The 21,045-nt window shown below is 39.1% G+C and carries 27 protein-coding genes; 10 read left to right on the top strand and 17 right to left on the bottom strand.

Annotated features, from left to right (window positions below):
* Nucleotides 1-114 precede the first annotated feature (114 nt).
* Entirely contained in the window at nucleotides 115-615 is a 501-nt protein-coding gene (gene lysM, locus DCS32_RS05785; RefSeq protein ID WP_108877407.1) for a peptidoglycan-binding protein LysM, read from the top strand.
* Nucleotides 616-709: 94 nt separating this feature from the next.
* On the opposite strand, the gene DCS32_RS05780 is transcribed toward lysM, so the two are convergent.
* The 12 genes from DCS32_RS05780 to DCS32_RS05725 form a co-directional block, all read right to left on the bottom strand.
* Nucleotides 710-1,039 carry a hypothetical protein gene (locus DCS32_RS05780; RefSeq protein ID WP_108877406.1) on the bottom strand — a complete coding sequence of 110 codons (330 nt, stop codon included), beginning with the start codon at nucleotides 1,037-1,039 and terminating at the stop codon, nucleotides 710-712.
* Nucleotides 1,040-1,050: 11 nt separating this feature from the next.
* Nucleotides 1,051-1,629 (bottom strand): nicotinate (nicotinamide) nucleotide adenylyltransferase, encoded by a 579-nt coding sequence (gene nadD, locus DCS32_RS05775; protein ID WP_108877405.1) that lies wholly within the window; start codon nucleotides 1,627-1,629, stop codon nucleotides 1,051-1,053.
* Between the two features lie 18 nt (nucleotides 1,630-1,647).
* Complete coding sequence (locus tag DCS32_RS05770) at nucleotides 1,648-1,992, bottom strand: HopJ type III effector protein (protein WP_108877404.1); 345 nt, start codon at nucleotides 1,990-1,992, stop codon at nucleotides 1,648-1,650.
* A 7-nt stretch (nucleotides 1,993-1,999) separates the two neighbouring features.
* Complete coding sequence (gmk, locus tag DCS32_RS05765) at nucleotides 2,000-2,599, bottom strand: guanylate kinase (RefSeq protein WP_108877403.1); 600 nt, start codon at nucleotides 2,597-2,599, stop codon at nucleotides 2,000-2,002.
* A complete protein-coding gene (locus DCS32_RS05760) occupies nucleotides 2,599-3,462 on the bottom strand; it encodes a YicC/YloC family endoribonuclease (protein WP_204161805.1) in 864 nt (287 codons plus the stop codon). The genes gmk and DCS32_RS05760 overlap by 1 nt, the downstream gene beginning before the upstream one ends.
* Nucleotides 3,463-3,633: 171 nt before the next feature.
* Entirely contained in the window at nucleotides 3,634-3,966 is a 333-nt protein-coding gene (locus tag DCS32_RS05755) for a hypothetical protein (RefSeq protein ID WP_013750739.1), read from the bottom strand.
* On the bottom strand, nucleotides 3,966-4,727 hold the full coding sequence (locus DCS32_RS05750; RefSeq protein ID WP_108877401.1) for a DUF1080 domain-containing protein: 762 nt from the start codon (nucleotides 4,725-4,727) through the stop codon (nucleotides 3,966-3,968). The genes DCS32_RS05755 and DCS32_RS05750 overlap by 1 nt, the downstream gene beginning before the upstream one ends.
* Before the next feature lie 3 nt (nucleotides 4,728-4,730).
* Complete coding sequence (locus DCS32_RS05745; RefSeq protein ID WP_108877400.1) at nucleotides 4,731-5,489, bottom strand: DUF1080 domain-containing protein; 759 nt, start codon at nucleotides 5,487-5,489, stop codon at nucleotides 4,731-4,733.
* A gap of 9 nt (nucleotides 5,490-5,498) precedes the next feature.
* The gene (locus DCS32_RS05740) at nucleotides 5,499-6,551 is read right to left on the bottom strand and encodes a sugar phosphate isomerase/epimerase family protein (protein WP_108877399.1); all 1,053 of its coding nucleotides are present in this window, start codon (nucleotides 6,549-6,551) and stop codon (nucleotides 5,499-5,501) included.
* A 134-nt stretch (nucleotides 6,552-6,685) separates the two neighbouring features.
* Nucleotides 6,686-7,822 (bottom strand): Gfo/Idh/MocA family protein, encoded by a 1,137-nt coding sequence (locus DCS32_RS05735; RefSeq protein ID WP_108877398.1) that lies wholly within the window; start codon nucleotides 7,820-7,822, stop codon nucleotides 6,686-6,688.
* A gap of 100 nt (nucleotides 7,823-7,922) precedes the next feature.
* Complete coding sequence (locus DCS32_RS05730) at nucleotides 7,923-9,146, bottom strand: nucleoside permease (RefSeq protein WP_108877397.1); 1,224 nt, start codon at nucleotides 9,144-9,146, stop codon at nucleotides 7,923-7,925.
* A 5-nt stretch (nucleotides 9,147-9,151) separates the two neighbouring features.
* Entirely contained in the window at nucleotides 9,152-10,141 is a 990-nt protein-coding gene (locus tag DCS32_RS05725) for a sugar phosphate isomerase/epimerase family protein (RefSeq protein ID WP_108877396.1), read from the bottom strand.
* A gap of 190 nt (nucleotides 10,142-10,331) precedes the next feature.
* Here DCS32_RS05725 and DCS32_RS05720 point away from each other — a divergent pair, with 190 nt between their 5' ends.
* From DCS32_RS05720 to DCS32_RS05685, 8 genes are all read left to right on the top strand, one after another.
* Nucleotides 10,332-12,011 (top strand): GMC oxidoreductase, encoded by a 1,680-nt coding sequence (locus DCS32_RS05720; RefSeq protein ID WP_108877395.1) that lies wholly within the window; start codon nucleotides 10,332-10,334, stop codon nucleotides 12,009-12,011.
* 1 nt (nucleotide 12,012) lies between these two features.
* Nucleotides 12,013-12,657 (top strand): gluconate 2-dehydrogenase subunit 3 family protein, encoded by a 645-nt coding sequence (locus DCS32_RS05715; protein WP_108877394.1) that lies wholly within the window; start codon nucleotides 12,013-12,015, stop codon nucleotides 12,655-12,657.
* 67 nt (nucleotides 12,658-12,724) lie between these two features.
* Nucleotides 12,725-13,675 carry a hydroxypyruvate isomerase family protein gene (locus DCS32_RS05710; protein WP_108877393.1) on the top strand — a complete coding sequence of 317 codons (951 nt, stop codon included), beginning with the start codon at nucleotides 12,725-12,727 and terminating at the stop codon, nucleotides 13,673-13,675.
* Between the two features lie 87 nt (nucleotides 13,676-13,762).
* On the top strand, nucleotides 13,763-14,641 hold the full coding sequence (locus DCS32_RS05705) for a cell division protein FtsX (RefSeq protein WP_013750749.1): 879 nt from the start codon (nucleotides 13,763-13,765) through the stop codon (nucleotides 14,639-14,641).
* Nucleotides 14,642-14,659: 18 nt separating this feature from the next.
* Entirely contained in the window at nucleotides 14,660-14,923 is a 264-nt protein-coding gene (locus DCS32_RS05700; RefSeq protein ID WP_108877392.1) for a DUF3098 domain-containing protein, read from the top strand.
* A 38-nt stretch (nucleotides 14,924-14,961) separates the two neighbouring features.
* The gene (locus tag DCS32_RS05695; RefSeq protein WP_108877391.1) at nucleotides 14,962-15,762 is read left to right on the top strand and encodes an undecaprenyl-diphosphate phosphatase; all 801 of its coding nucleotides are present in this window, start codon (nucleotides 14,962-14,964) and stop codon (nucleotides 15,760-15,762) included.
* Nucleotides 15,762-16,484: a tRNA pseudouridine(55) synthase TruB gene (gene truB / locus DCS32_RS05690; RefSeq protein ID WP_108877390.1), complete on the top strand. Its 723-nt coding sequence runs from the start codon at nucleotides 15,762-15,764 to the stop codon at nucleotides 16,482-16,484. The genes DCS32_RS05695 and truB overlap by 1 nt, the downstream gene beginning before the upstream one ends.
* A gap of 59 nt (nucleotides 16,485-16,543) precedes the next feature.
* Nucleotides 16,544-17,269: a hypothetical protein gene (locus DCS32_RS05685; RefSeq protein ID WP_108877389.1), complete on the top strand. Its 726-nt coding sequence runs from the start codon at nucleotides 16,544-16,546 to the stop codon at nucleotides 17,267-17,269.
* 6 nt (nucleotides 17,270-17,275) lie between these two features.
* Here DCS32_RS05685 and DCS32_RS05680 read toward each other — a convergent pair whose 3' ends face one another.
* Nucleotides 17,276-17,890 carry a thioredoxin family protein gene (locus DCS32_RS05680; RefSeq protein ID WP_108877388.1) on the bottom strand — a complete coding sequence of 205 codons (615 nt, stop codon included), beginning with the start codon at nucleotides 17,888-17,890 and terminating at the stop codon, nucleotides 17,276-17,278.
* A gap of 67 nt (nucleotides 17,891-17,957) precedes the next feature.
* Between DCS32_RS05680 and DCS32_RS05675 the strand changes: the two genes are divergently transcribed.
* Nucleotides 17,958-18,524 carry a DNA-3-methyladenine glycosylase I gene (locus tag DCS32_RS05675; protein WP_204161816.1) on the top strand — a complete coding sequence of 189 codons (567 nt, stop codon included), beginning with the start codon at nucleotides 17,958-17,960 and terminating at the stop codon, nucleotides 18,522-18,524.
* A gap of 15 nt (nucleotides 18,525-18,539) precedes the next feature.
* On the opposite strand, the gene aat is transcribed toward DCS32_RS05675, so the two are convergent.
* From aat to DCS32_RS05655, 4 genes are all read right to left on the bottom strand, one after another.
* The gene (aat, locus tag DCS32_RS05670) at nucleotides 18,540-19,196 is read right to left on the bottom strand and encodes a leucyl/phenylalanyl-tRNA--protein transferase (protein WP_108879245.1); all 657 of its coding nucleotides are present in this window, start codon (nucleotides 19,194-19,196) and stop codon (nucleotides 18,540-18,542) included.
* A gap of 31 nt (nucleotides 19,197-19,227) precedes the next feature.
* Entirely contained in the window at nucleotides 19,228-19,593 is a 366-nt protein-coding gene (locus DCS32_RS05665; protein WP_162533598.1) for a hypothetical protein, read from the bottom strand.
* 84 nt (nucleotides 19,594-19,677) lie between these two features.
* Nucleotides 19,678-20,061: a DUF3127 domain-containing protein gene (locus DCS32_RS05660; RefSeq protein WP_108877385.1), complete on the bottom strand. Its 384-nt coding sequence runs from the start codon at nucleotides 20,059-20,061 to the stop codon at nucleotides 19,678-19,680.
* Nucleotides 20,062-20,097: 36 nt separating this feature from the next.
* Entirely contained in the window at nucleotides 20,098-20,973 is an 876-nt protein-coding gene (locus DCS32_RS05655) for a flavin reductase family protein (protein WP_108877384.1), read from the bottom strand.
* Nucleotides 20,974-21,045 lie beyond the last annotated feature (72 nt).

Genomic DNA, 21,045 nt, shown 5'->3' with positions numbered 1-21,045 from the left:
GGTAAGGGTTAATATACATTGAGATTTACTAAAGTCATCATAACAATGTATTGATAACTCTAGGTTTTTTGTAAATTGACTACACAATAAAAACACTAACTAAATATTATAATTATGGGATTATTTTCATTTATTAAAAATGCAGGAGCAAAAGTTTTTGGAATAGGAAAAACAGATGCTGAAGAAGCAGCCGAAAAAGCGGCAGTAGCCGAAGAAAAAATTGCAATGTCTAATGCTAAAGCAGCAAGTAACATGGCAGAAACAATTAATGACTTAGGTCTTGATGTTGACAACCTTGATATCTCAATAGATGGAGATGTTGCTGTAGTTACTGGAAGTGCAAACGATCAAGCAACTAAAGAAAAGGTAATACTTGTAGTAGGAAACTCTACTGGTATTGCAACGGTAGATGATAGACTAACTGTAGAAAATCCAGAGCCAGAAGCTCGTTTTTATACAGTAGAAAAAGGAGATTCTTTAAGCAAAATCTCAAAAGCGATGTACGGAGACCCAATGAAGTACCCACAAATCTTTGAAGCAAACAAGCCTATGCTTAAGGATGTAGATAAGATTTACCCAGGTCAAGTATTACGTATTCCTCACTTAGAGAAATAAAAGTAAGCGCTCAAGCGCGATTATAGACTAATTAAAAGAACAAGCATGAAAGACGATAAGTCTGGAATGTTTGTTCTTTTTTTATGTGTAGTATTTAAGCTAGCTGACTAAAAACCTCCAAAACTTCTTTAGAAAGGTTTACTAAGAAAAATAGCCAGAAAATAACTGCTATAATTACAAAAATGCGAACCTTAGCTAGCTTAGGGCTTTGAGGTTCCTTTCTAGCTTTAAAATATTTGATGATAGTAAGTATACTGGATGCAATAAATAAAGCAACCGTAAACCCTAAGAGAAAATCAGGTAAATCATTATCTAAAGCTTTTACGCGTTTTAAAGCGAGATGGACAAGAAAAGAAACCACCATCAAAACGCCGTAATAACTAGCTTCTTTACTATTTTGATGTGTCAAATCCCGTCTAGGCATACACTTATGACCTATTTGTAAAAGTTCATTTGATCTATGTAAGTATGCACCTCAGGTGGTAATAAAGGTCTTATATTTTTACCATCCTTAATAGCCTTACGAATCATCGTAGAAGAAATTTCCATGATAGGAGCATCTACTTTGTGAATCTTTGAGTGGTTGTCAAACTGTGTTTCAACCGTGCCTTCAGAGATTCTAGGATATACGTAAATGTCGTGACGCTCAAGAATCACCTCGTAGTTTTTCCATTTATGAAGACTTTTAAGATTGTCTTCTCCCATGATTAAGCAAAACTCGTGCTGAGGATACTTTTCTTCCAGATGAGCTAGTGTGTATACCGTATAGTTAGGTTGCGGTAAATTGAACTCAATATTGCTTGGCTCTATTTTATCATAGGTTTCAAGAGCTTCTAGAACCATCTGATAACGGTGATTGTTATCTAGTAAGCTACTCTTTTTCTTAAACGGATTGTGTGGCGTGATGACCATCCAGATTTTATCTAGGTCGCTATACTCTGCCATGTGATTTGCAATCGCAAGATGCCCTATGTGAATAGGATTAAATGTTCCGAAGTAGAGACCTATTTTCAATGGAGTAGTATTTAAGAATTATTTCTTGCTTAGAGGATTTGCATCAAAGGTGATACCGTCCCATCCGTACTGCATGAAGTTTCTAATGTTTTGATGATCTGTGCCGTTTGGGTTGCTCAAAACATCTTCTCTGTAATATGCGCCAAAACACTGTAGTGTGTCACTTTTATTCAATCCTTGATCTTTTGCAAAACCAAATAACTTGCAAGAGCCATTGTTCTCACCGCTTTCGTTACGGATGTCTCCATTTGTAAAGGAGCTAGGCGTAAAAGTATATAGTGACTCTATAATCGCCATGGTATCTGTAAACTCAATCTCGCTTGGTATAGTAGCAAGTTTGGTTTTAAAATCTTGTAATGTCATCTCTATGTTATTTTACAAAATCAGTAACAAGTGTTACCGCTTCTTTAAGAGCTTTATCTAGATTATCGTTTAGAATAATATGATCAAACTGTGGTGCTGTAGCGAGCTCTACAGAAGCTTTTGCGATACGCATGTTAATCTTATCTTCACTCTCTGTGCTACGCTTCTTGAGGCGTATTTTAAGTTCGTCTACACTAGGTGGTTTTACAAACACAGCAAGTGTTTTATCTGGAAATTTCTTTTTGATACGTAAACCTCCCACAACGTCAATATCAAAAATCACATGTTTACCCATGGCCCAGATACGTTGTACCTCGCTCCACAATGTTCCATAAAAGTTATCACGGTATACTTCTTCCCATTCTAAAAAGTCGTCTGCCTTGATGTGATTTTTAAATTCTTTGAGATCTATAAAATAATAGTCCTTCCCATTTTTCTCTTCTCCACGAGACTCTCGACTCGTTGCAGAAATACTAAACTCAAGGTTTAATTCTTCTTGTGCTAGAAGGTGTCTTACTATCGTTGTTTTTCCACTTCCTGAAGGTGCCGAAAATACGATGAGCTTTCCCTGATGATCACTACTATTATCTTCTGGTTGCTTTGCCATTAGAGTACATTTAAAACTTGCTCCTTTATTTTTTCTAGTTCGTCCTTCATTTGCACTACCAGCTGCTGCATAGGTGCATAGTTAGACTTAGATCCCACTGTATTAATCTCACGACCTATTTCTTGACCTATAAAGCCAAGTTTCTTACCGTTAGAATCATCAGACTCTAGTGCTTCTGTAAAGTAATCTAGGTGATTCTTTAAGCGAACTTTTTCCTCAGTAATGTCATATTTCTCTAGGTAGTAAATAAGCTCTTGCTCAAAGCGATTCTCATCTACATTTACTTTAAGATCAGAAACAGCTTTCTCAAGCCTTACTTTTACATCACTTAGTCTATCTACATCAAGTACAATTACCTCTTCCAGCAAGCGCTGTAGGTTTGCAATACGTAGTTCAAACTCTGCTTTAAGAGAGTTTCCTTCGTCTAGACGGTATTTATTTATTTCTTTAAGTGCTTCCTCTAGATTTGATACAATCGATGTGTACTCATTTTCATCTAGCTCTTCACGTTCTGTTTTTAAAGCATCAGGAAGGCGCATTGCCATTTTAAGAAGTTCTGTCTCGCTAGGGTTACCACTCACTGCATCAGAGAGCTGAGCCATATAAGCGTTTACCACCGTTCCATTAATAACTGTATTGGTATTTTCTCCAGTACTTTCTACATAAAGACCTACATCAATCTTACCGCGCTCGAGTGCTTTTGCAACCATATTGCGCAGGGCAAGTTCTTTCTCACGATAGGTAGAAGGTATACGAGCATTGAGATCTAGATTTTTGCTGTTAAGCGATTTGATCTCTATTGTAATTTTTTTTCCAGGAAGTTGTAGTACACTTTTCCCAAAACCTGTCATCGATTTTATCATTCGGCAAAGATAAAGGTTCAATTATTAATTATGAATGGGGTTTGTACGCTTTCGCGAAAGCTTAGTTGTATTCCTATAATCTTGTAATTAAGAGTATTTAAGTCGTGCTTACATACAATCATTCAAGATGCCTGGTGAATGCAATCAAATTTTCGCGAAAGCGAGACAATATTATTTTATTTTGTCAGTCATATATGAGCGCACTTGGTAATTTGCTAAAATCACGTAAGCGATGAGTGCGACATAACCGCCGTATGCTGCATAAGGGCTTTCAAGAAAGAACAGACAGCTGCAAATTGCAAAAAGCGCAATGGTGCCAATGCCATATTTTTGAGCCAAAAACGAGTATGCACTATTCCAAGTGGCTTGATCTCTCATCCACCATTCTGGAGATTTTGCTAAGAATGAGTTACCCATTGACGGTGGGAAGTAACGCGTATTTATATATAATGCCAGACTTATGAGTGCTGGTGCCAGTGTGGTAAGTATTGTAGGGAAGTCCATTAATCTAATTTACGTAACCAAATATTTCTATACCCTACACCACTCATATCTCCGTGATCTTGAAGTATGATTGGGCCATCTCCATGCGCATTGTTTTTAGGGAAACCTATGTACTCTGTGCTTCCTTGTAACTCATAGTGATCTTGAACAAGCACACCATTGAGTAATACTGTGAGCGTACCTGCTTTTATTCTTTTTCCTGTACTATCAAACTCTGGTGCGTGAAAAACAATATCATACGTATTCCACTCTCCAGTAGGTTTTGCAGCCATAACGTCTGGAGCTTTTTGCTTATAAATAGAGCCCACCATACCGTTTACATAGGTGTCATTATCATTGTTATTTAAGATTTGTACTTCATACAATCCTTGAAAAAACACACCACTATTACTTCTGTTTTGGTTAGTCTGTGTATTGTTTGGATCACTGCGCCATTCTAGGTGTAATTGTACACTCCCGAAGTTCTCCTTAGTTACAATATCTCCAGTCTTATCTTTTACGGTCATACTGCCGTCTTGGTTGATTGTCCACTTAGGAGCGCCGCCATCGTTTTTACTTTTCCAAGCGTTGAGGTTTGTGCCGTCAAACAGTACCACAGCATCACTAGGAATACCGGTTTGCCCGTTTATGGCAACCTTTGCGGGTTTGGGACCCCACACTTCTGTTTGTTCTGGTTTTGTAGGTTCGTCACCCACATTTCCTGAGCCGCAAGATGTAATGGTTAGTGCTGTTGCGATAATTACTAAATGGTATAATTTCATAATCTATAATTCTTTTATTGTAATGTTGCGGTACCAGACTTTGTCACCGTGATCTTGGAGACCTATGTGACCTTCTTGATATTTACCAAAGCCTTTCCAGTCTGCAAACTTAGTCTTTGCAACCATAGCATCCCACTCTTCACCGTTTACCGGGAAAGTGTATGCCTCTTTGCCATTGAGGCTTACTTTACCTAGATTGCTATCGTGATTGATAGAAAGTGTTACTTGGTTCCACTCACCTGCGGGATTAATCATACCATCTGCGGGTTTTATCATATCATAAAGTGACCCTGCTTTGTGTGTGCCGTTTGCCACTTTTGCATCTGGGTGACGTTCGTCATCTAGCACTTGTATCTCTGGGCCAGTTTCATAAGCTTCTTTAAATTCTGGAGATTCTTTTACACTCCAAAAGATACCACTGTTACCACCTTCTGAAACTTTCCACTCGAGCTTGAGTTCAAAGTTTTTATAGGTGTTTTTTGTAATGATGTTTTTACCACCTTCTTCCCCAGGTGTAAAAGCCATTGCTCCATCTTCTATGGTCCAGTTGTCGTGCATACCGTCTGTACCATATCCTTTCCAGGCGTTGAGGTTAGAGCCGTCAAAAAGAACAACTTTATCACTAGGATCCGCAATTTTTTTGCCGCCTATAGAGAAGGTATTGCCTTCTCCGCTCCTAATGTCTACAACCGTAGTTTTTGTCTCGTTTTTACAAGCAAATGCTATTAAAGCTACTGCTGCGATATAGATTGTTCTTCTCATAATTGTGTTTTAAAGTCCAAGTATCTTCTTTAACTGCTCCTTATCAATATCCTCACCTGCAAAATCATCAAAGCGTTTTTGTGTTGCCTCAATAATGTGTGAAGCGATAAATGGTGCGCCTTCTCTAGCTCCTTGTTCAGGACTTTTTACACAACATTCCCATTCCATCACTGCCCAAACGTCACAGCCGTATTCTGTGAGTTTTGTAAAAATGGTTTTAAAGTCTATCTGTCCATCACCCGGAGAGCGGTAACGCCCAGCGCGATCTTGCCAGTCACTATAACCGCCAAAAGTACCACGCTTCCCATCTGGCTTAAACTCAGAATCCTTTACGTGAAAGGCCTTTATAAACTCGTGATAGTGATCTATATATGAGATATAATCGAGCTGCTGTAATACAAAGTGACTCGGGTCATATAAAATATTACAACGCTTGTGATTACCTGTAGCTTCTAGAAAACGTTCAAAAGTGACACCATCGTGTAGATCTTCACCAGGGTGAATCTCATAAGCCACATCTACACCACACTCATCATAAGTATTGAGTATAGGTAACCAGCGTTTGGCTAGTTCTTCAAACCCCATCTCAACAAGTCCTGCAGGACGTTGTGGCCAAGGGTGCATTGTATGCCAAAGCAGCGAACCACTAAACGTAGCACTCACATCAAGACCTAAATGCTTACTTGCGTGTGCAGCGCTTATTACTTGCTTACGAGCCCACTCAGTACGCTTCTTTGGGTTGTTTTTACAATCGTCTGGAGCAAAATTATCAAACATCAAGTCATAAGCAGGATGTACTGCAACCAGTTGCCCTTGTAGGTGTGTAGAGAGCTCAGTTATCTCAAGCCCATAGTCATTTACTTTACCCTTAAGCTCATCACAGTAGGTTTTACTCTCTCCCGCTGTGGTGAGGTCAATTAATCGGTTTTCCCAAGTTGGGATTTGTATTCCTTTATACCCAAGGTCTGCTGCCCATTTACACAATCCGTCGAGCGAATTAAATGGTGCTTTGTCATCCATAAACTGGGCGAGAAATACTGCGGGTCCTTTTATTGTTTTCATAATCCTCTCTAAATCTCTCCTAAGGAGAGACTATCTTTTTTATTCCCATGAACTACCTACACTTTGCATATATTTCAATTGGGATATGTTTATATACTTTTAGAACTTTACGCTTTCGCGAAAGCGTACTTATACTACTCTAAATCTACCCACACATTCCCATCACGATGAGATTGTACGGCTTTCTCTATAAAATTCATTCCTCGCACGCCATCTGTCATACCTGGAAATTCCCCTGAATTGTAGTCTTCTCCACGTATTGCCTTTGCAACGCCTTTATAGATATTACCCATCGCGTCAAAAATTCCTTCTGGATGTCCCGGAGGTAGTTTTGTGCCATCTAATGACAGCGGACTGTTATAAGCGTGACCTGGTTTAAGCACGCGCATAGGTTGTCCATCTTCTAGTAAATAAAGATAGTTAGGGTTTTCTTGCTCCCACTTGAGACCTGCTTTTGTACCATAAACAGCTACGGTAAAGTTGTTTTCTTCTCCCGTTGCTATTTGGCTTGAGCGTAACACGCCTTTTGTGTATTCATCTAGGCGCAGTAATACGGTACCGTCTATATCCATCTCATTATCTGCATATAGATGGTTGAGGTCTGCAAGTACAGATTTTATTTTCTTGCCAGTTACAAACTCTAGCATCTGGTAAGCGTGAACGCCTATATCACCCAGACAGCAAGAAATTCCAGATTTCTCGGGCATCAAACGCCAGGTGCTATTGCGTTGCTCCTTGTCGTGTATGAGGTTATTAATCCAGCCTTGATAATACTGAGCGTCTACCTTTTGTATCTCGCCTAGTTCTCCATTTGCTATCATTTCCCTCATTTGGCGTACCATAGGATAACCTGTATAGGTATGTGTAAGTCCAAAGACGTTACCATTCTTCTTTTGGATAGCCTCAAGCTCTAACGCCTCTGCGTGCGTCATTGTCATAGGCTTCTCACAAATCACGTTAAAGCCAGCCTCTAGAAGCTGCTTTGCCATCGGGAAGTGTAAGAAGTTAGGTGTAAGTATAGACACTACCTGCATACGCTGTTCTGCTGGGAGTGCTGTTTCCTTTTCTACAAGCTCCGTTAGATCTTTATAAATACGATCTGTCGGGATGCCTATTTGAGCAGCAAAGTCTTTGCTTACCTCAATATCTGGGTTAAATGAACCACCTACTAGTTGGTATGCATCAAACATACTTGCCGCCACGCGGTGTAACACACCTATTAAACTATCTCCGCCGCCACCTAAGACGCCCCATCTTATTTTATTGCTCATTGTGTTGTGTTTTTAATTTTTAATTATATCGAGTAAATATGCTTCTTCTTAGAAAAGTCCACCCTTCAGGGTTGGGGAAAGACTTTTTAAGTCTGAGCGACTACTCCGTATATTCTATTTTCTCACTCTTAAATAACAAGGCAAAAATCACAAATACAGCTGCTGCAAAAATTGCTGGGAATACCCATACTGAGTTCCAGTCGTGACCTTCACCTATAATATTTGCATCTGTAATTTTTCCTGCCACATAAAAACCTACAAGCATCCCTACACCGTAAGTGGCGAGTGTGATAAGTCCTTGAGCAGCACTTTTGATTTTTGGCCCAGCTTTGCTGTCTGTGTAAATCTGTCCAGACACAAAGAAAAAGTCATAGCAAATACCGTGTAAAACAATACCTGTAATTATCATAAAGAAAAGGTCTCCCGTGTTACCATAAGCAAACAGTAGGTAGCGCAATGTCCAAGCGAGCATCCCTACAAGGATAGTTTTCTTAAACCCAAATTTCTTAAAGAAGAAAGGTAATAATAACATAAAAACTACCTCAGATACTTGACCTATAGAAGCAAGGGCTGTAGACTTTTCTACACCAGACTCCGTTAGGAACGGACTTAAATTTTGATAATAAAAAGCAAGTGGAATACAGATTAAAACAGATGATAAAAAGAACACTAAAAAGTTTCTATCCTTAAGTAAATCTAAAGCTTCAAGACCTAAAATATCTTTAATTGCAACTTTCTCTCCTTTTGCACTTGGTGGTGTTTTAGGAAGTGTAAAACTAAAAACTCCTAGTACTGCAGAAGCAATAGCAGTCATTACAAATGTATTTTTAAGTAAGCCTGCAGCGATAGACTCTTGAGAGTCCCATCCAAAGGCAAAACTTATTAATAGTCCCGCCACAATCCAACCGATGGTTCCCCATACACGAATGAATGGAAAGTCCTTTGATGGGTCTTTCATCTGGTTAAATGCAACCGAGTTTACTAGCGCCAGTGTAGGCATATAAGCAATCATATACCCTAAAACATATGGATAAAACACAGCCGAGTCTGTTGCTTGTGACATCAAATACATAAGTACAGCACCTATAATATGTAATACTCCCAGAATGCGCTCTGCATTAAAAAATCGATCTGCAATAAGACCTATAATAAATGGTGCTATAATAGCTCCCCAAGATTGTGTAGAAAAGGCTGCTGCAATTTCTCCTCCTTCGGCGCTTAGGTTATTACCCATAAAGGTACCTAAGGTTACAAACCAGCCTCCCCAGATAAAAAACTCGAGAAACATCATTAGGGATAATTGAAACTTAGTCGTTGATTTCATATTGCTTATTTAAGATTGTCTATTGATTTTTGAACTAGTGCTTTAGTCAGAGCGATACCTTCTTTTGGGTCTTCTAGTGGTCCTTCATATTCTGTACCCACATATCCTTCAAAACCACTATCGGCAACGATTTGCATTAATCGTTGATAGTCTAATTTTGTCTCATTACCATTTTCATCAAAGTTATATGACTTTGCAGACACTCCTTTTGCATACGGCATCATTTCTTCTATTCCTTTATAGGTATCATATTCTAAAACACAAGGCGCGCCCCAGCGTTCTCCACCTTCACGTTTTACACAAAAGTTTCCAAAATCTGGTAAGACACCTACTGTTTCCATATTAACCTCTTTCATCACAGCAACAAGCTTTTCTCCATCACTAGACCATCCTCCGTGGTTTTCTATAATTACGTTTACGCCTACTTCTTTACCGTAAGCTCCTAGTTCTTTAAGAGATGCTACAGATAGTGCGTGCCATTTTACAGGATCTAGCTCTCCAAAGAGATTTGCCCTTACCGAGTGTGCTCCCATAAGTTTTGCTGCATCCATCCATATTTTGTGATTTGCAATAGCTTCTTCTAGTTTTTTAGGATCTGGATCTGCTAGTTCACCAGCGTGATCAACCATAATAAGAACGTTATCCATTCCTGCAGCAGTTGCCTTATCATTAAGGTCGTTTGCAAGTTTCATTACACGTTCTTTATAATCTGTCCCTACTTCAGCAACAGATGGATATAGTTGTGTTACATATTCTACTCCGGTAAAACCAAGATCTTTGGCAATTTGCGGGAATTCCATCGGGTCCATAGTACCATCTTGAAACGGTTTATGAAGTGACCACTGAGCGAGGGAATGTTTGAAAGTTGGCATAGCTTTTTGTGGATTTTCAACTTCTGCTTTCGCGGAAGCGTTATCCACCTCTTTTTTTTGATCAGTTTTACAAGAAATGAGTGCAAAGGCGCATAAAAATGTTCCTAGAAGATATTTTTTCATAATATAATTTAATTGGAGGGTAGAACTATAACGTTTTCGCCCGTGAATTACTGTTAAATCTAGTGTTTGACTAAGGTAACCTTTTTCTCATATTAACAAAAAACAACTTAAAATTTATATATTTGGTAAACTACATCACAAATTTTTTTCATTAATACAATATATAGTGAACACAGCTAACGAAAACGAAATGTACGACGCAATCGTCGTAGGCTCAGGAATCTCCGGAGGATGGGCAGCAAAAGAGTTATGTGAGAATGGTATGAAAACGCTTGTTCTAGAGCGTGGTCGTATGGTTAATCACATTGAAGACTATCCTACTATGCATAAAGACCCTTGGGACTTTGAATTAAAGGGTAATAATAGTGTAGAAGTAGAGGCTCGTTATGAGAAACAGGCCCGTACGGGTTATGTGCATAAAGCAGAGAGTCGTCACTTTTTTGTAGATGATGTAGATCATCCTTATAATGAGACTAAGCGTTTTGACTGGATACGTGGATATCACGTGGGAGGTCGTTCTATTATGTGGGGACGCCAGAGTTATCGCTTATCTGATATTGATTTTGAAGCAAATAAAAAAGAAGGCATAGCCGTAGACTGGCCAGTGCGTTATAAAGATATTTCTCCTTGGTACGATAAGGTGGAAGAGTATATCTCTGTCTCTGGAGAAAATCTAGGTCTAGAGGTGTTACCTGATGGTAAATTCTCACCTCCAATGGAGTTGAACTGTGTAGAGGAAGTGCTTAAGAAAAACATGGCCGAAAATTATAAAGACGGTCGTTTACTTACTATAGGGCGTGTTGCTCACATTACAGGGTCAAAAACTTATGACGGGCGTTCTGCCTGCCAGTTTAGAAATCGCTGTATGAGAGGATGTCCTTTTGGAGGATACTTCTCAAGTAACTCATCTACATTACCAGCTGCAGAACGCACAGGGAATATGACGTTACGTCCATTTTCTATCGTTACAGAAGTGATGTATGATGATAAAACAGGAAAGGCAACAGGAGTAAAAGTTACCGATCAAGAGACTATGGAGAAGATGGAGTTTAAAGCAAAGACCGTTTTCCTTTGTGCATCTGCAATTGCATCTGCTAGTATCCTTATGAACTCTAAGAGTGAGCGTTTTCCTAACGGGATGGGTAATGACTCTGGAGAGCTAGGTCATAACTTAATGGATCACCACTTCAAGGCAGGAGCAACTGCAAAGTGGGATGGTGATAAAGACAAATATTACAAAGGACGTCGTCCTAATGGATTATACATTCCTCGTTTTAGAAATATAGGCGGAGTAACAGATCAGAAAACTTTTAAGCGTGGTTACGGTTATCAAGGTGGCGCAGGACGTGGTGATTACCAACCACAAATTGCCGAAGCAGGATATGGAGCAAAGCTTAAAGAAGAGATTCAAAAACCAGGAGGATGGACGATGAGTCTAATGGGCTTTGGAGAGTGTCTTCCTTACCATGAGAATAAGATGACGCTAGACTATAATGATCTAGATAAATGGGGACAACCTAAAGTAAACTTTGACGCAGAGTGGAAAGAAAATGAGTGGGAAATGCGTAAGGATATGATTGCAAGTGCAAAAGATATGCTTAAAAAGGCTGGATTTACAGATATCCAGACTATGGATGATCCTAGTGCTCCGGGTAACGGAATACATGAAATGGGTACGGCTCGTATGGGACGTGATCCTAAGACATCAGTTTGTAATGGTAATAATCAGTTACATGCTGTTCCTAATGTTTATGTAACAGACGGAGCTTTTATGACCTCTGCAAGTTGTGTAAACCCATCACTCACATACATGGCTTTTAGCGCGCGTGCTGCAAATCACGCTGCTGCTCAAATCAAAAAAGAAGCGTAAGATGAATAGAAGACAATTAATAAAGAACTTAGGATTAGGTGGAGTCGCACTTGTTGCAACACCTACTATATTGAGCCTTTTACAAAGTTGTAAAGCAGATGGACCGGTGTTTGAGCCTGTATTTTTAAGCAAGACTCAAGGTAAAGCATTGCGCCATATGGTAGATCTTATTATTCCTTCTGACGAGATGATCCCAGGAGCGGTAGATGTAGGTGTACACAAGTTTATAGATACTTACTGGAATCAAGCAGTAGATGCAGAAGGCAAAACGCAAATTCTAGCAGGATTTGATGCGCTTGCAAATAGATTGCAAGATGCATCTGGTAAAATATTTGATGATGCAGAAGCTGAGGATTATGATGCCCTATTGGCAAAGTATCTTACTTCGTCAAAAGAGCAAGAAGCTGTATTTCAGAAAAGCCTTGGTGAGTTTTATCAAGCCTATCAAAATGATAAAACAGTAAAGGTAGATCCAGATGCTGGAGCATTCAGTCTTTTAGGAAATATAAGAGGAATGACTATATGGGGATGGAAAGCTTCAGAAGAAATAGGAGAAAATGTACTCGCTTATGAGCCTATTCCAGGTAAACAAGTAGGTTGCTTGCCACTAGAGGAAGCAACAGGAGGAAAGACATATTCTCTATAAATTACACCAGATGTAATTAATAAATGGAATGCTATAAATGACAATGTTGCAAGAATTTTAATAAGTTATGGACAGAAGGAAATTTATACAAAAAGGAGCTCTCACGGGTTCCTTTTTAGGTTTAGGGAGTATTGGTGTAAATGCTATGGTTAAAGGGATAGGAGATGTTTCCGCTTTCGCGAAAGCAAAAAATGGAGCACACTCTTTTAATCTCAACTATGCACCACATGTAGGGATGTTTAAAGAGCTCGCTGGCGAAAATGGTATCGATCAGCTCAATTTTATGGCAGATCAAGGCTTCACGGCTTGTGAAGACAATGAGATGCGCAACCGTCCTGTTTCCGAACAAGAAGCGATGGCACTTGTCATGAAAGAACGCGGAATGACCATGGGAGTTTTTGTTGCTCACAAAATACACTGGACAAAACCAAATCTAGCCAGCGGAAAACAAGAATGGCGTGATGAGTTTCTGGCAGATATTAAAAGTTCTATAGAAGTTGCAAAGCGTGTAAATGCAAAATGGATGACCGTGGTGCCCGGTCATGTGGATATGCGTCAAGACATGGCATATCAAACGGCAAACGTGGTGGAGAGCCTTAGACAAGCTAGCGCATTACTAGAACCGCACGGTATTGTGATGGTGCTAGAGCCATTAAACTTTAGAAATCATCCCGGACTCTTTTTATCTAAGTCGCCACAAGCATATCAAATCTGCAAAGCAGTAGATAGTCCGTCATGTAAGATTCTATTTGATATTTACCATCAGCAAATTCAGGAAGGGAACTTGATCCCGAACATAGAACAGTGTTGGGACGAGATTGCGTATTTCCAGATAGGAGATAACCCAGGGCGCAATGAGCCTACTTCTGGAGAGATTAACTATAAAAATGTATTTAAATACATTCATAGTCGTGGTTTTAAAGGAGTTTTAGGAATGGAGCATGGCAACAGTATCAAGGGGAAAGATGGCGAGCAGCGTGTAATAGATGCGTATATGGAGAGTGATCTCTTCTTATAAATTATTTTTTGAAATAATACAATCAGAATCTCTTCGTTTGATAATGGAGTGTGTAGGATTTACTACTTTTACTCAAAACCCTAGCAGATGAGTTCATCCTTTGAGAAATACCAGAAAAGACGATTAATTACCTCCTATTTTTCGGTGGTGATTAGTATTGCTTTGGTGCTATTTCTATTGGGAATACTAGGATTACTAGTGCTTAATACCAAAAAAGTAGCCGACTATTTTAAGGAAACTATTGCAGTGGGTGTTTACTTTAAAGATGGAGCAAAAGATGTGGAGATGAAGCAGCTTGAGAAGTCTTTGTCGCTTGCAGAATACACGAAGTCCATACAATTTGTATCAAAAGAAGAAGCTGCCGAAGCGCATAGCGAGGCTTTAGGAGAAAACTTTGTAGATTACCTTGGGGAAAATCCATTACAAAATAGCATTGATTTATACCTTAATGCAGATTACGTATCTGCAGAAAAAGTATCAGAAATCGCAGCAGAAATTGCTTCTAAAAACTTTGTAGAGGAAGTGACGTATGACAAGCCGTTAATCTCACTCCTTAACGATAACATTAAGAAAATGAGCTTGTGGATTCTCATTATCTCAGGGATATTCACTTTTATAGCAGTGTTGCTTATTAATAGTTCTATACGATTATCCGTGTATGCTAAGCGATTTACCATAAAAACCATGCAGATGGTTGGAGCGACTAAAAAATTTATACGCAGGCCTTTCGTTTGGAAAAGTGTGCGTTTAGGGATTATAGGAGCGCTTATAGCTATAGCAGGTATGGCAGGAGTATTGTATTATGCAAACAAGACTTTCCCACAACTTACATTACTTGATGATCCACTACTATTAGGAGCACTTTTTGGAGGAGTATTTATGATGGGTATTGTGATTACTTGGTTTAGCACCTTTCTTGCAACACAACGTTTCTTAAATTTGCGCACAGACGAATTATACTACTAGCAGTATAAAAGTATTACTATGGGAGAACAAAAACGTAAAGAAGTCATTAAACAGGAAACCGAATTTATCTTTGGTAAGAAGAATTTTATCTGGATGCTTATTGGACTTGGCGTGATTGCCTTAGGCTTTATACTAATGTCTGGTGGTGGTAGTGACGACCCTAATGTTTTTAATCCTGAGATCTACTCATGGAGACGTATACGTCTAGCACCTGCTGTGATTCTCATAGGTTTTGGTATAGAAGTATATGCAATACTACTCAACCCTAATAAAGGGAAGTAACACTTGCCCCTTATAACGACAATCTTATCTTTGCGGTTATGGATAACTTAGACGCATTAATCCTTGGTGTCATTCAAGGACTCACAGAGTTTTTACCAGTTTCTTCTAGTGGTCATTTAGAACTAGGGAAGGCAATCCTAGGAGACACTTCTGTCCCAGAAGAAAGCTTGATGTTTACCGTTGTTGTGCATTTTGCCACGGCACTTTCTACGATCGTAGTTTTTAGAAAAGATATCATAGAAATTTTAAGCGGATTGTTTTCATTCAAGTGGAATGAAGAAACAAAGTTCTCTGCAAAAATCGTGTTATCAATGATTCCTGCAGTGATTGTAGGGCTCTTTTTTGAAGAACAGCTAGAAGCGCTTTTTGGAGGAAATATCATGCTCGTAGGCTGTATGCTTCTTGTAACTGCGGTGCTATTATACTTTGCAGATAGAGCAAAAGACACTCAAAAGAATGTTACTTTTTCAAATGCATTTATAATTGGTGTCTCTCAAGCAGTGGCAATGATTCCTGGTATTTCTCGTAGTGGAGCGACTATATCTACCTCTGTTTTATTAGGTAACGATAAGAGCAAAGCAGCGCGTTTTTCATTTTTAATGGTAATCCCACTTATTTTTGGGAAGATTGCAAAAGACCTTATGGATGGAGCACTTACCACGCAAACGGGTAACGTATCTGTGCTAGTAATAGGCTTTGTGGCTGCTTTTGTAGCAGGACTTGTAGCGTGTACGTGGATGATTAAATTGGTTAAGAAAAGTAAACTCTCTTGGTTTGCTATTTACTGTCTTATTGTAGGAGTAATTGCGATAGGATTTTCCATATATAATCAAGCTTAATGGTAGATATTACTGCACTTACAGATCAAGATTTTAGAGATGGGCAAGTACTCATTTTTGATAAACCCCTAGAATGGACCTCATTTCAGCTGGTTAATAAAGTGCGCTGGCTCATACGCAAGAACCGAAATATAAAAAAAATCAAAGTAGGTCATGCAGGTACGCTGGATCCATTGGCAACGGGTCTTATGATTATTTGTACAGGTAAATTTACAAAGCGTTTACATGAGTTCGTAGGTCAAGAAAAAGAATATACTGGTACTATTGTGTTAGGAGGTACAACGCCTAGTTATGATCTTGAGACAGAAGTAGATCAAACTTTTTCTACAGAGCATATTACTGATGAGGATATTTACGCTTTCGCGAAAGCGTACCAAGGAAACATCATGCAACGCCCACCAGTATTTTCTGCACTCAAAAAGGAGGGGAAACGCTTGTATGAATTTGCACGAGCAGGAGAAGAAGTAGATATTCCTAAACGTGAGATTAATATCTCATCTTTTGAAATCACTCGCATTGCCATGCCTGAAGTAGATTTTAAAGTGCGCTGTAGTAAAGGAACATATATTAGATCACTAGCATTTGACTTTGGCGAAGGACTCAAAAGTGGAGCGCACTTAAGTGCATTGAGAAGAACCAAAATAGGTGATTACAACGTAGATGATGCACAGTCTCTTGATGGATTTATAGCCGAAATTACAGCTGGTTCCACGGAGGAATAATTCGTGAAACGCTGTTATTAGGCGATTGACCTGTTTTTCTTTTATTATTTTAGTTCTTTATGAAGATTTCTCATTCTGATAAGGCTTTACTAATTACCGTTACGGGGGCAAGTTTACTTGTGCTCGTTTTTTTCTTTCTGGGAGTAAAACCATATCAAGGGGAAATAGAGGAGTTTATTGAGATTCCTGTAATTACTGAGGAGATAGCAGAGGAGCTTCAAGAGCAACAAGAAGATCAAGTTCAAGAGCGTCGCATTTCAAAAACCAACCAAGCCTACAATACCGCTCAACTTAGAAAGGAAAATAGAAGCTTTCAAGAGGAAGACGAAATTAGAAAAGCAATAGAAGCTCAACAGCAGAATAGTGTAGAGCAACTTAATGACGACAATGAGGCTAAGCTTAAGGCACTTCAAGAAGCTAGAGAAGGTATTCTAGAAGCAAAAAGAGAAGAGGTACAAGCGGCTATAGATGCCCGAGAAGCTGCACGTAATAAGAAAAAGAAAAGTGCTTATAGACAGAGTACGGTGTCATATGATCTAGTAGGTCGTACTGCCATCGCTCTTCCTAATCCTGTGTATACATGTGATGCTTACGGCAAGATAGTGGTGAATATTACCGTAAACGATAAAGGAACCATCATTGATAAGGATTATAATAAAAGTGCTTCTACAAGTTCAAACGGATGTCTCATAGATCAGGCAATGGAGTATTTAACAAGAGCTTACTTTGATAAAGGAAATAAAGCCACACAACTAGGGAGTGTGACTTTTGATTTTCAAGGATAGACGAGCTTACTTAAGTAGTTTAAGTAAATCCTGAGCTGTTCCTTGCCCTTTGTCTTTGTTATACCACACTTGTAAATCTTCTTTAAATTCTGGAGTTAACTTACCGTGAGCTTCTTTATAATCATTAACCATTTTTGTGGCCTCAGATGGACGTGGTCCCCAGTCTGCTATCACTTCATTAGTGTCGCTATTTACAGCGATTAGTCTCGGAATAGAACGCCCTCCATTATATAAAAACTGATCCATAAGATCAAGATTCTCATCTCTAAGAATAACTTTAAATGTAATCTTAGGGTTGAGGTCTGCAAACTTTTGCATCATAGGCATCGTTTGAGCAGCGTCACCACACCAGCTCTCCGTAAGTACTAGCCAAGTTACATCTCCTTTAAAATCTTTTATTTGCTGCTGCACATCATCAGAGAGCTTGAGTGTCTTGTCTAGACGTTTCATGCGCTTGTGATTAAGCATTGTATAGTTATGTAGCGCCTCTGTTACTTCTGGACCTGTATTAGTACCTTCTAGGGCGTGAGTCTCTGTAAGTACTCTATAATCTTGATATGAAATAGCCTGAGAGAGACCCTCTGCTATTAATTGTGTTGTTGTTTTTTCCATTGTTTCCATAGCTCATATGTCGTGAGCTCTGCTACAAACTTACTATCTTTCACCTTAGAATCCCAAATGATCAATGATGACAAAAAATAAATGCGGTTGGTGTGTAGGTGATGATCTCTATGAAGCGTATCATGATAATGAGTGGGGAACTCCCTTGAGAGATGAGGATTTGCTTTTTGAGTTCCTTGTATTAGAAACTTTTCAAGCGGGATTGAGTTGGATTACCATTTTAAAGAAGAGAGAGAACTTTAGAGTAGCCTTTGATAATTTTGACTACAAGCGTATTGCAGCATATAAGGAAGATAAAATCCAGTCATTATTGCAAGATGCCGGCATTATCAGAAATAAATTAAAAGTGCGTGGTACAGTCACAAATGCTAGGCTGTATATGGAGATACAAAAAGAGTTTGGAAGTTTTTCTAAGTATCTATGGGCTTATGTAGATAATACTCCTATCCAAAATGAGGTGCAATTCTATAAGGAAGCTCCAGCCAACACACCGCTGAGTGATGCCATATCAAAAGACCTAAAAAAACGCGGATTCAAGTTTGTGGGAAGCACCATTATCTATGCATTCATGCAAGCTATTGGTATGGTAAATGACCATGAAGTAAGCTGCTTCAGATATAATAAGGTGCAGTAGGGACGCAAGGCATTGCTACTGTAGATATTCTAGAAATAAATCTCGTGGAATTTCAACGGCACCTAGGCTCGCTAGGTGGTCTGTATACATCTGGCAATCGATGAGGTGGTAATTTTCTTTTTCTAGCTTTCGCGAAAGCGTAATAAATCCCACCTTGCTAGCATTGCTCATGGTTGCAAACATGCTCTCTCCACAAAATATTCCCTTCTCCTTGAGATCAATCCCGTAAAGACCTCCGACTAATTTTTCATCATGCCAAACCTCAACAGAAATAGCATGACCTAGCTCGTGTAATCTGAGGTATGCATCTATAATATCATTAGTAATCCACGTGCCATCTTGACCGTTGCGCTTAATGCGTTTACAAGCAAGTATGACTTCTAGAAAATTCTGGTTATAGGTAACTGTAAAGTGATTGTCTCGTAACACTTTGCGCATAGATTTTGATACATGTACGTCACTAGGTTTTACTACCATACGCGGGTCTGGCGTCCACCATAAAATAGGCTGTCCTTCATTATACCAAGGGAAGATGCCAGAATTGTATGCGAGTAGTAACCAGTCTGTAGTGAGATCACCGCCTACCATAAGTAGTCCTTCCTCGTCTGCCAGATGGTGTTCTGGAAACCAAGGGTCATTATTCCAATGTTGATCTTCTGGGAGTAAAAGCACGAGTATTGTTAATAGATGTACACAAAGATAACTAGGCTTTGCTTCTATTAAAAGTATCAATCACCTGAAAATTTCTTCGTGTATACCACACATAGCCCGTTGCAAGTGCTATATAAAGCGCAATTATTAATGCGATGTAGGTTATATCTGAGATAAAGTAGCAGCTAGCAAATAATACAACGACACCCACAATTGCAACCTCGAAAACCGCATGACGTATGCGTTTTGAGAGTTTGGCTTTGAGTTGGTTTATAGTAAAGGTATTAGTAACGCCACAGCGATTACATTTTTTTGAAATGCTTACACCTATTTGTTTTGAGAGTTCTGTGCGTGTTCCTGCAAGAACATTTAGGCTCAAGTGGTTATGGCAACTTTTACAAACTCCGTATACAATCATAGGTTGATAAAGGTGTAAAAATAAAGAACCCAAAACAAGTTAATTGTTTTGGGTTCAAATATCAATACATTGATCTTTATCGTCTTAAAATGGTAGATCGTCGTGATCGTCACTATTAAGGTTTGTTGCAGGCTCAAAAGAATCTGCAGGAGGCATAGGAGGAAGTGGTTGACCACCGCCACCAGCATTTGCTGCTACATTCTCAATGCGCCATCCTTGTATAGAGTTAAAATACTTAGTCTCTCCTTGTGGATTTACCCACTCGCGACCTCTTAAGTTAATGCTCACTTTTACGTTTTGACCAACAGCATAGTTGTTCAAAAGATCTGTTTTATCTTGTACAAACTCCACCATAATGTGCTGTGGGTATTGCTCTTCTGTCGTTACGACAAGTTCTCTTTTTCTAAAGCCGTTACTCCCAAATGTTTGAGTCTCACCGACCATCTTTACTTTACCTTGTACTTCCATCGCGTTCAATTATTAGGGTGTAAATTTATGAAAATCCTAGCGTTTTGCGAGCAGAACTCTCCACGCATTATCCACATTTTTTTTATCTAAATATTCCTTTGCCATTTTGTGCATGGTTTCCTCACTTGCTGTCGCGAGATTTGTTCTTACATCTTCATGCTGTGCTATAAAGTTAGAAATCTCATCTTCTGTAGGTAATTGCTCTACATTACCTAGCATGCCTAGATCGTTACCAGTGAGTATTGTACTATTTCTTATTTCTTGAGGAATCATATCAACTCCTATACCGGTTCTTAAAACTGGTTTAGGCACTTCAAAAAGCCCGTCTTTTGCTCTACTATACCAGTTTGCACCCATGCGAGAGACTTGATCTATTTTGAGTGGATCTATTGCGCCATGAGCATCTAGAACGTCTTCATTAATATGCATTTTTAAAATCTCGCAAATCACAAGATTTCCTGCGCCACCCTGATCTCCTAGCGGCTTAACTTCAATCACTTTACATTCAAACTGTACTGGAGCCTCTGCAACGCAAGGAGGTTGCACCATCTCAGATGGTTTTTCAGTAAGTCCAGACTTTGTAAACTCGTTTACACCTTTTGCATAAGCCGTACTTGCAAGTGACATTTGCTGTACCATTGCATAGTTTACAATGTTTACAGTACATTCAGGTACTTCGAGCACGTTATCTAGCGTGTGTTTTGTGGTGTTATCACGACCACTTCTAGAAGGGGAATACACAAGAATAGGAGGATTTGCCCCAAAGACATTAAAAAAGCTAAAAGGAGCGAGATTCACATTACCATCTTTATCTACAGTACTTGCAAATGCAATAGGACGCGGTCCCACAGCACCTGTAAGGTGAGCAAATAATTGTGGAACTGGAATTTCTTTAGGATCTATCGTGAGCATACATATTGATTTTAAAAGTGTATCAAAAATAGGAATTCTTTAAGGGTATTAATAACGCTTTCGCGAAAGCTT

It is taken from the genome of Dokdonia sp. Dokd-P16 (assembly GCF_003095655.1).
In the GTDB taxonomy this organism is placed as follows: Bacteria; Bacteroidota; Bacteroidia; order Flavobacteriales; family Flavobacteriaceae; genus Dokdonia.
This window is presented reverse-complemented; position numbering and strand designations above follow the sequence as displayed.

Excerpts from the sequence above, each read along its gene's own strand:
- DCS32_RS05665 (WP_162533598.1), bottom strand. The coding sequence starts at position 19,593 with ATGATTGTATACGGAGTTTGTAAAAGTTGCCATAACCACTTGAGCCTA.
- DCS32_RS05780 (WP_108877406.1), bottom strand. The coding sequence starts at position 1,039 with ATGCCTAGACGGGATTTGACACATCAAAATAGTAAAGAAGCTAGTTAT.
- DCS32_RS05770 (WP_108877404.1), bottom strand. The coding sequence starts at position 1,992 with ATGACATTACAAGATTTTAAAACCAAACTTGCTACTATACCAAGCGAG.
- DCS32_RS05725 (WP_108877396.1), bottom strand. The coding sequence starts at position 10,141 with ATGAAAAAATATCTTCTAGGAACATTTTTATGCGCCTTTGCACTCATT.
- DCS32_RS05685 (WP_108877389.1), top strand. The coding sequence starts at position 16,544 with ATGAAGATTTCTCATTCTGATAAGGCTTTACTAATTACCGTTACGGGG.
- DCS32_RS05710 (WP_108877393.1), top strand. The coding sequence starts at position 12,725 with ATGGACAGAAGGAAATTTATACAAAAAGGAGCTCTCACGGGTTCCTTT.
- DCS32_RS05715 (WP_108877394.1), top strand. The coding sequence starts at position 12,013 with ATGAATAGAAGACAATTAATAAAGAACTTAGGATTAGGTGGAGTCGCA.
- gmk (WP_108877403.1), bottom strand. The coding sequence starts at position 2,599 with ATGGCAAAGCAACCAGAAGATAATAGTAGTGATCATCAGGGAAAGCTC.
- DCS32_RS05740 (WP_108877399.1), bottom strand. The coding sequence starts at position 6,551 with ATGAAAACAATAAAAGGACCCGCAGTATTTCTCGCCCAGTTTATGGAT.
- DCS32_RS05680 (WP_108877388.1), bottom strand. The coding sequence starts at position 17,890 with ATGGAAACAATGGAAAAAACAACAACACAATTAATAGCAGAGGGTCTC.
- lysM (WP_108877407.1), top strand. The coding sequence starts at position 115 with ATGGGATTATTTTCATTTATTAAAAATGCAGGAGCAAAAGTTTTTGGA.
- DCS32_RS05735 (WP_108877398.1), bottom strand. The coding sequence starts at position 7,822 with ATGAGCAATAAAATAAGATGGGGCGTCTTAGGTGGCGGCGGAGATAGT.
- DCS32_RS05755 (WP_013750739.1), bottom strand. The coding sequence starts at position 3,966 with ATGGACTTCCCTACAATACTTACCACACTGGCACCAGCACTCATAAGT.
- DCS32_RS05675 (WP_204161816.1), top strand. The coding sequence starts at position 17,958 with ATGACAAAAAATAAATGCGGTTGGTGTGTAGGTGATGATCTCTATGAA.
- DCS32_RS05745 (WP_108877400.1), bottom strand. The coding sequence starts at position 5,489 with ATGAGAAGAACAATCTATATCGCAGCAGTAGCTTTAATAGCATTTGCT.
- DCS32_RS05730 (WP_108877397.1), bottom strand. The coding sequence starts at position 9,146 with ATGAAATCAACGACTAAGTTTCAATTATCCCTAATGATGTTTCTCGAG.
- DCS32_RS05705 (WP_013750749.1), top strand. The coding sequence starts at position 13,763 with ATGAGTTCATCCTTTGAGAAATACCAGAAAAGACGATTAATTACCTCC.
- DCS32_RS05695 (WP_108877391.1), top strand. The coding sequence starts at position 14,962 with ATGGATAACTTAGACGCATTAATCCTTGGTGTCATTCAAGGACTCACA.
- DCS32_RS05700 (WP_108877392.1), top strand. The coding sequence starts at position 14,660 with ATGGGAGAACAAAAACGTAAAGAAGTCATTAAACAGGAAACCGAATTT.
- DCS32_RS05660 (WP_108877385.1), bottom strand. The coding sequence starts at position 20,061 with ATGGAAGTACAAGGTAAAGTAAAGATGGTCGGTGAGACTCAAACATTT.
- DCS32_RS05760 (WP_204161805.1), bottom strand. The coding sequence starts at position 3,462 with ATGATAAAATCGATGACAGGTTTTGGGAAAAGTGTACTACAACTTCCT.
- DCS32_RS05750 (WP_108877401.1), bottom strand. The coding sequence starts at position 4,727 with ATGAAATTATACCATTTAGTAATTATCGCAACAGCACTAACCATTACA.
- DCS32_RS05720 (WP_108877395.1), top strand. The coding sequence starts at position 10,332 with ATGTACGACGCAATCGTCGTAGGCTCAGGAATCTCCGGAGGATGGGCA.
- DCS32_RS05655 (WP_108877384.1), bottom strand. The coding sequence starts at position 20,973 with ATGCTCACGATAGATCCTAAAGAAATTCCAGTTCCACAATTATTTGCT.
- truB (WP_108877390.1), top strand. The coding sequence starts at position 15,762 with ATGGTAGATATTACTGCACTTACAGATCAAGATTTTAGAGATGGGCAA.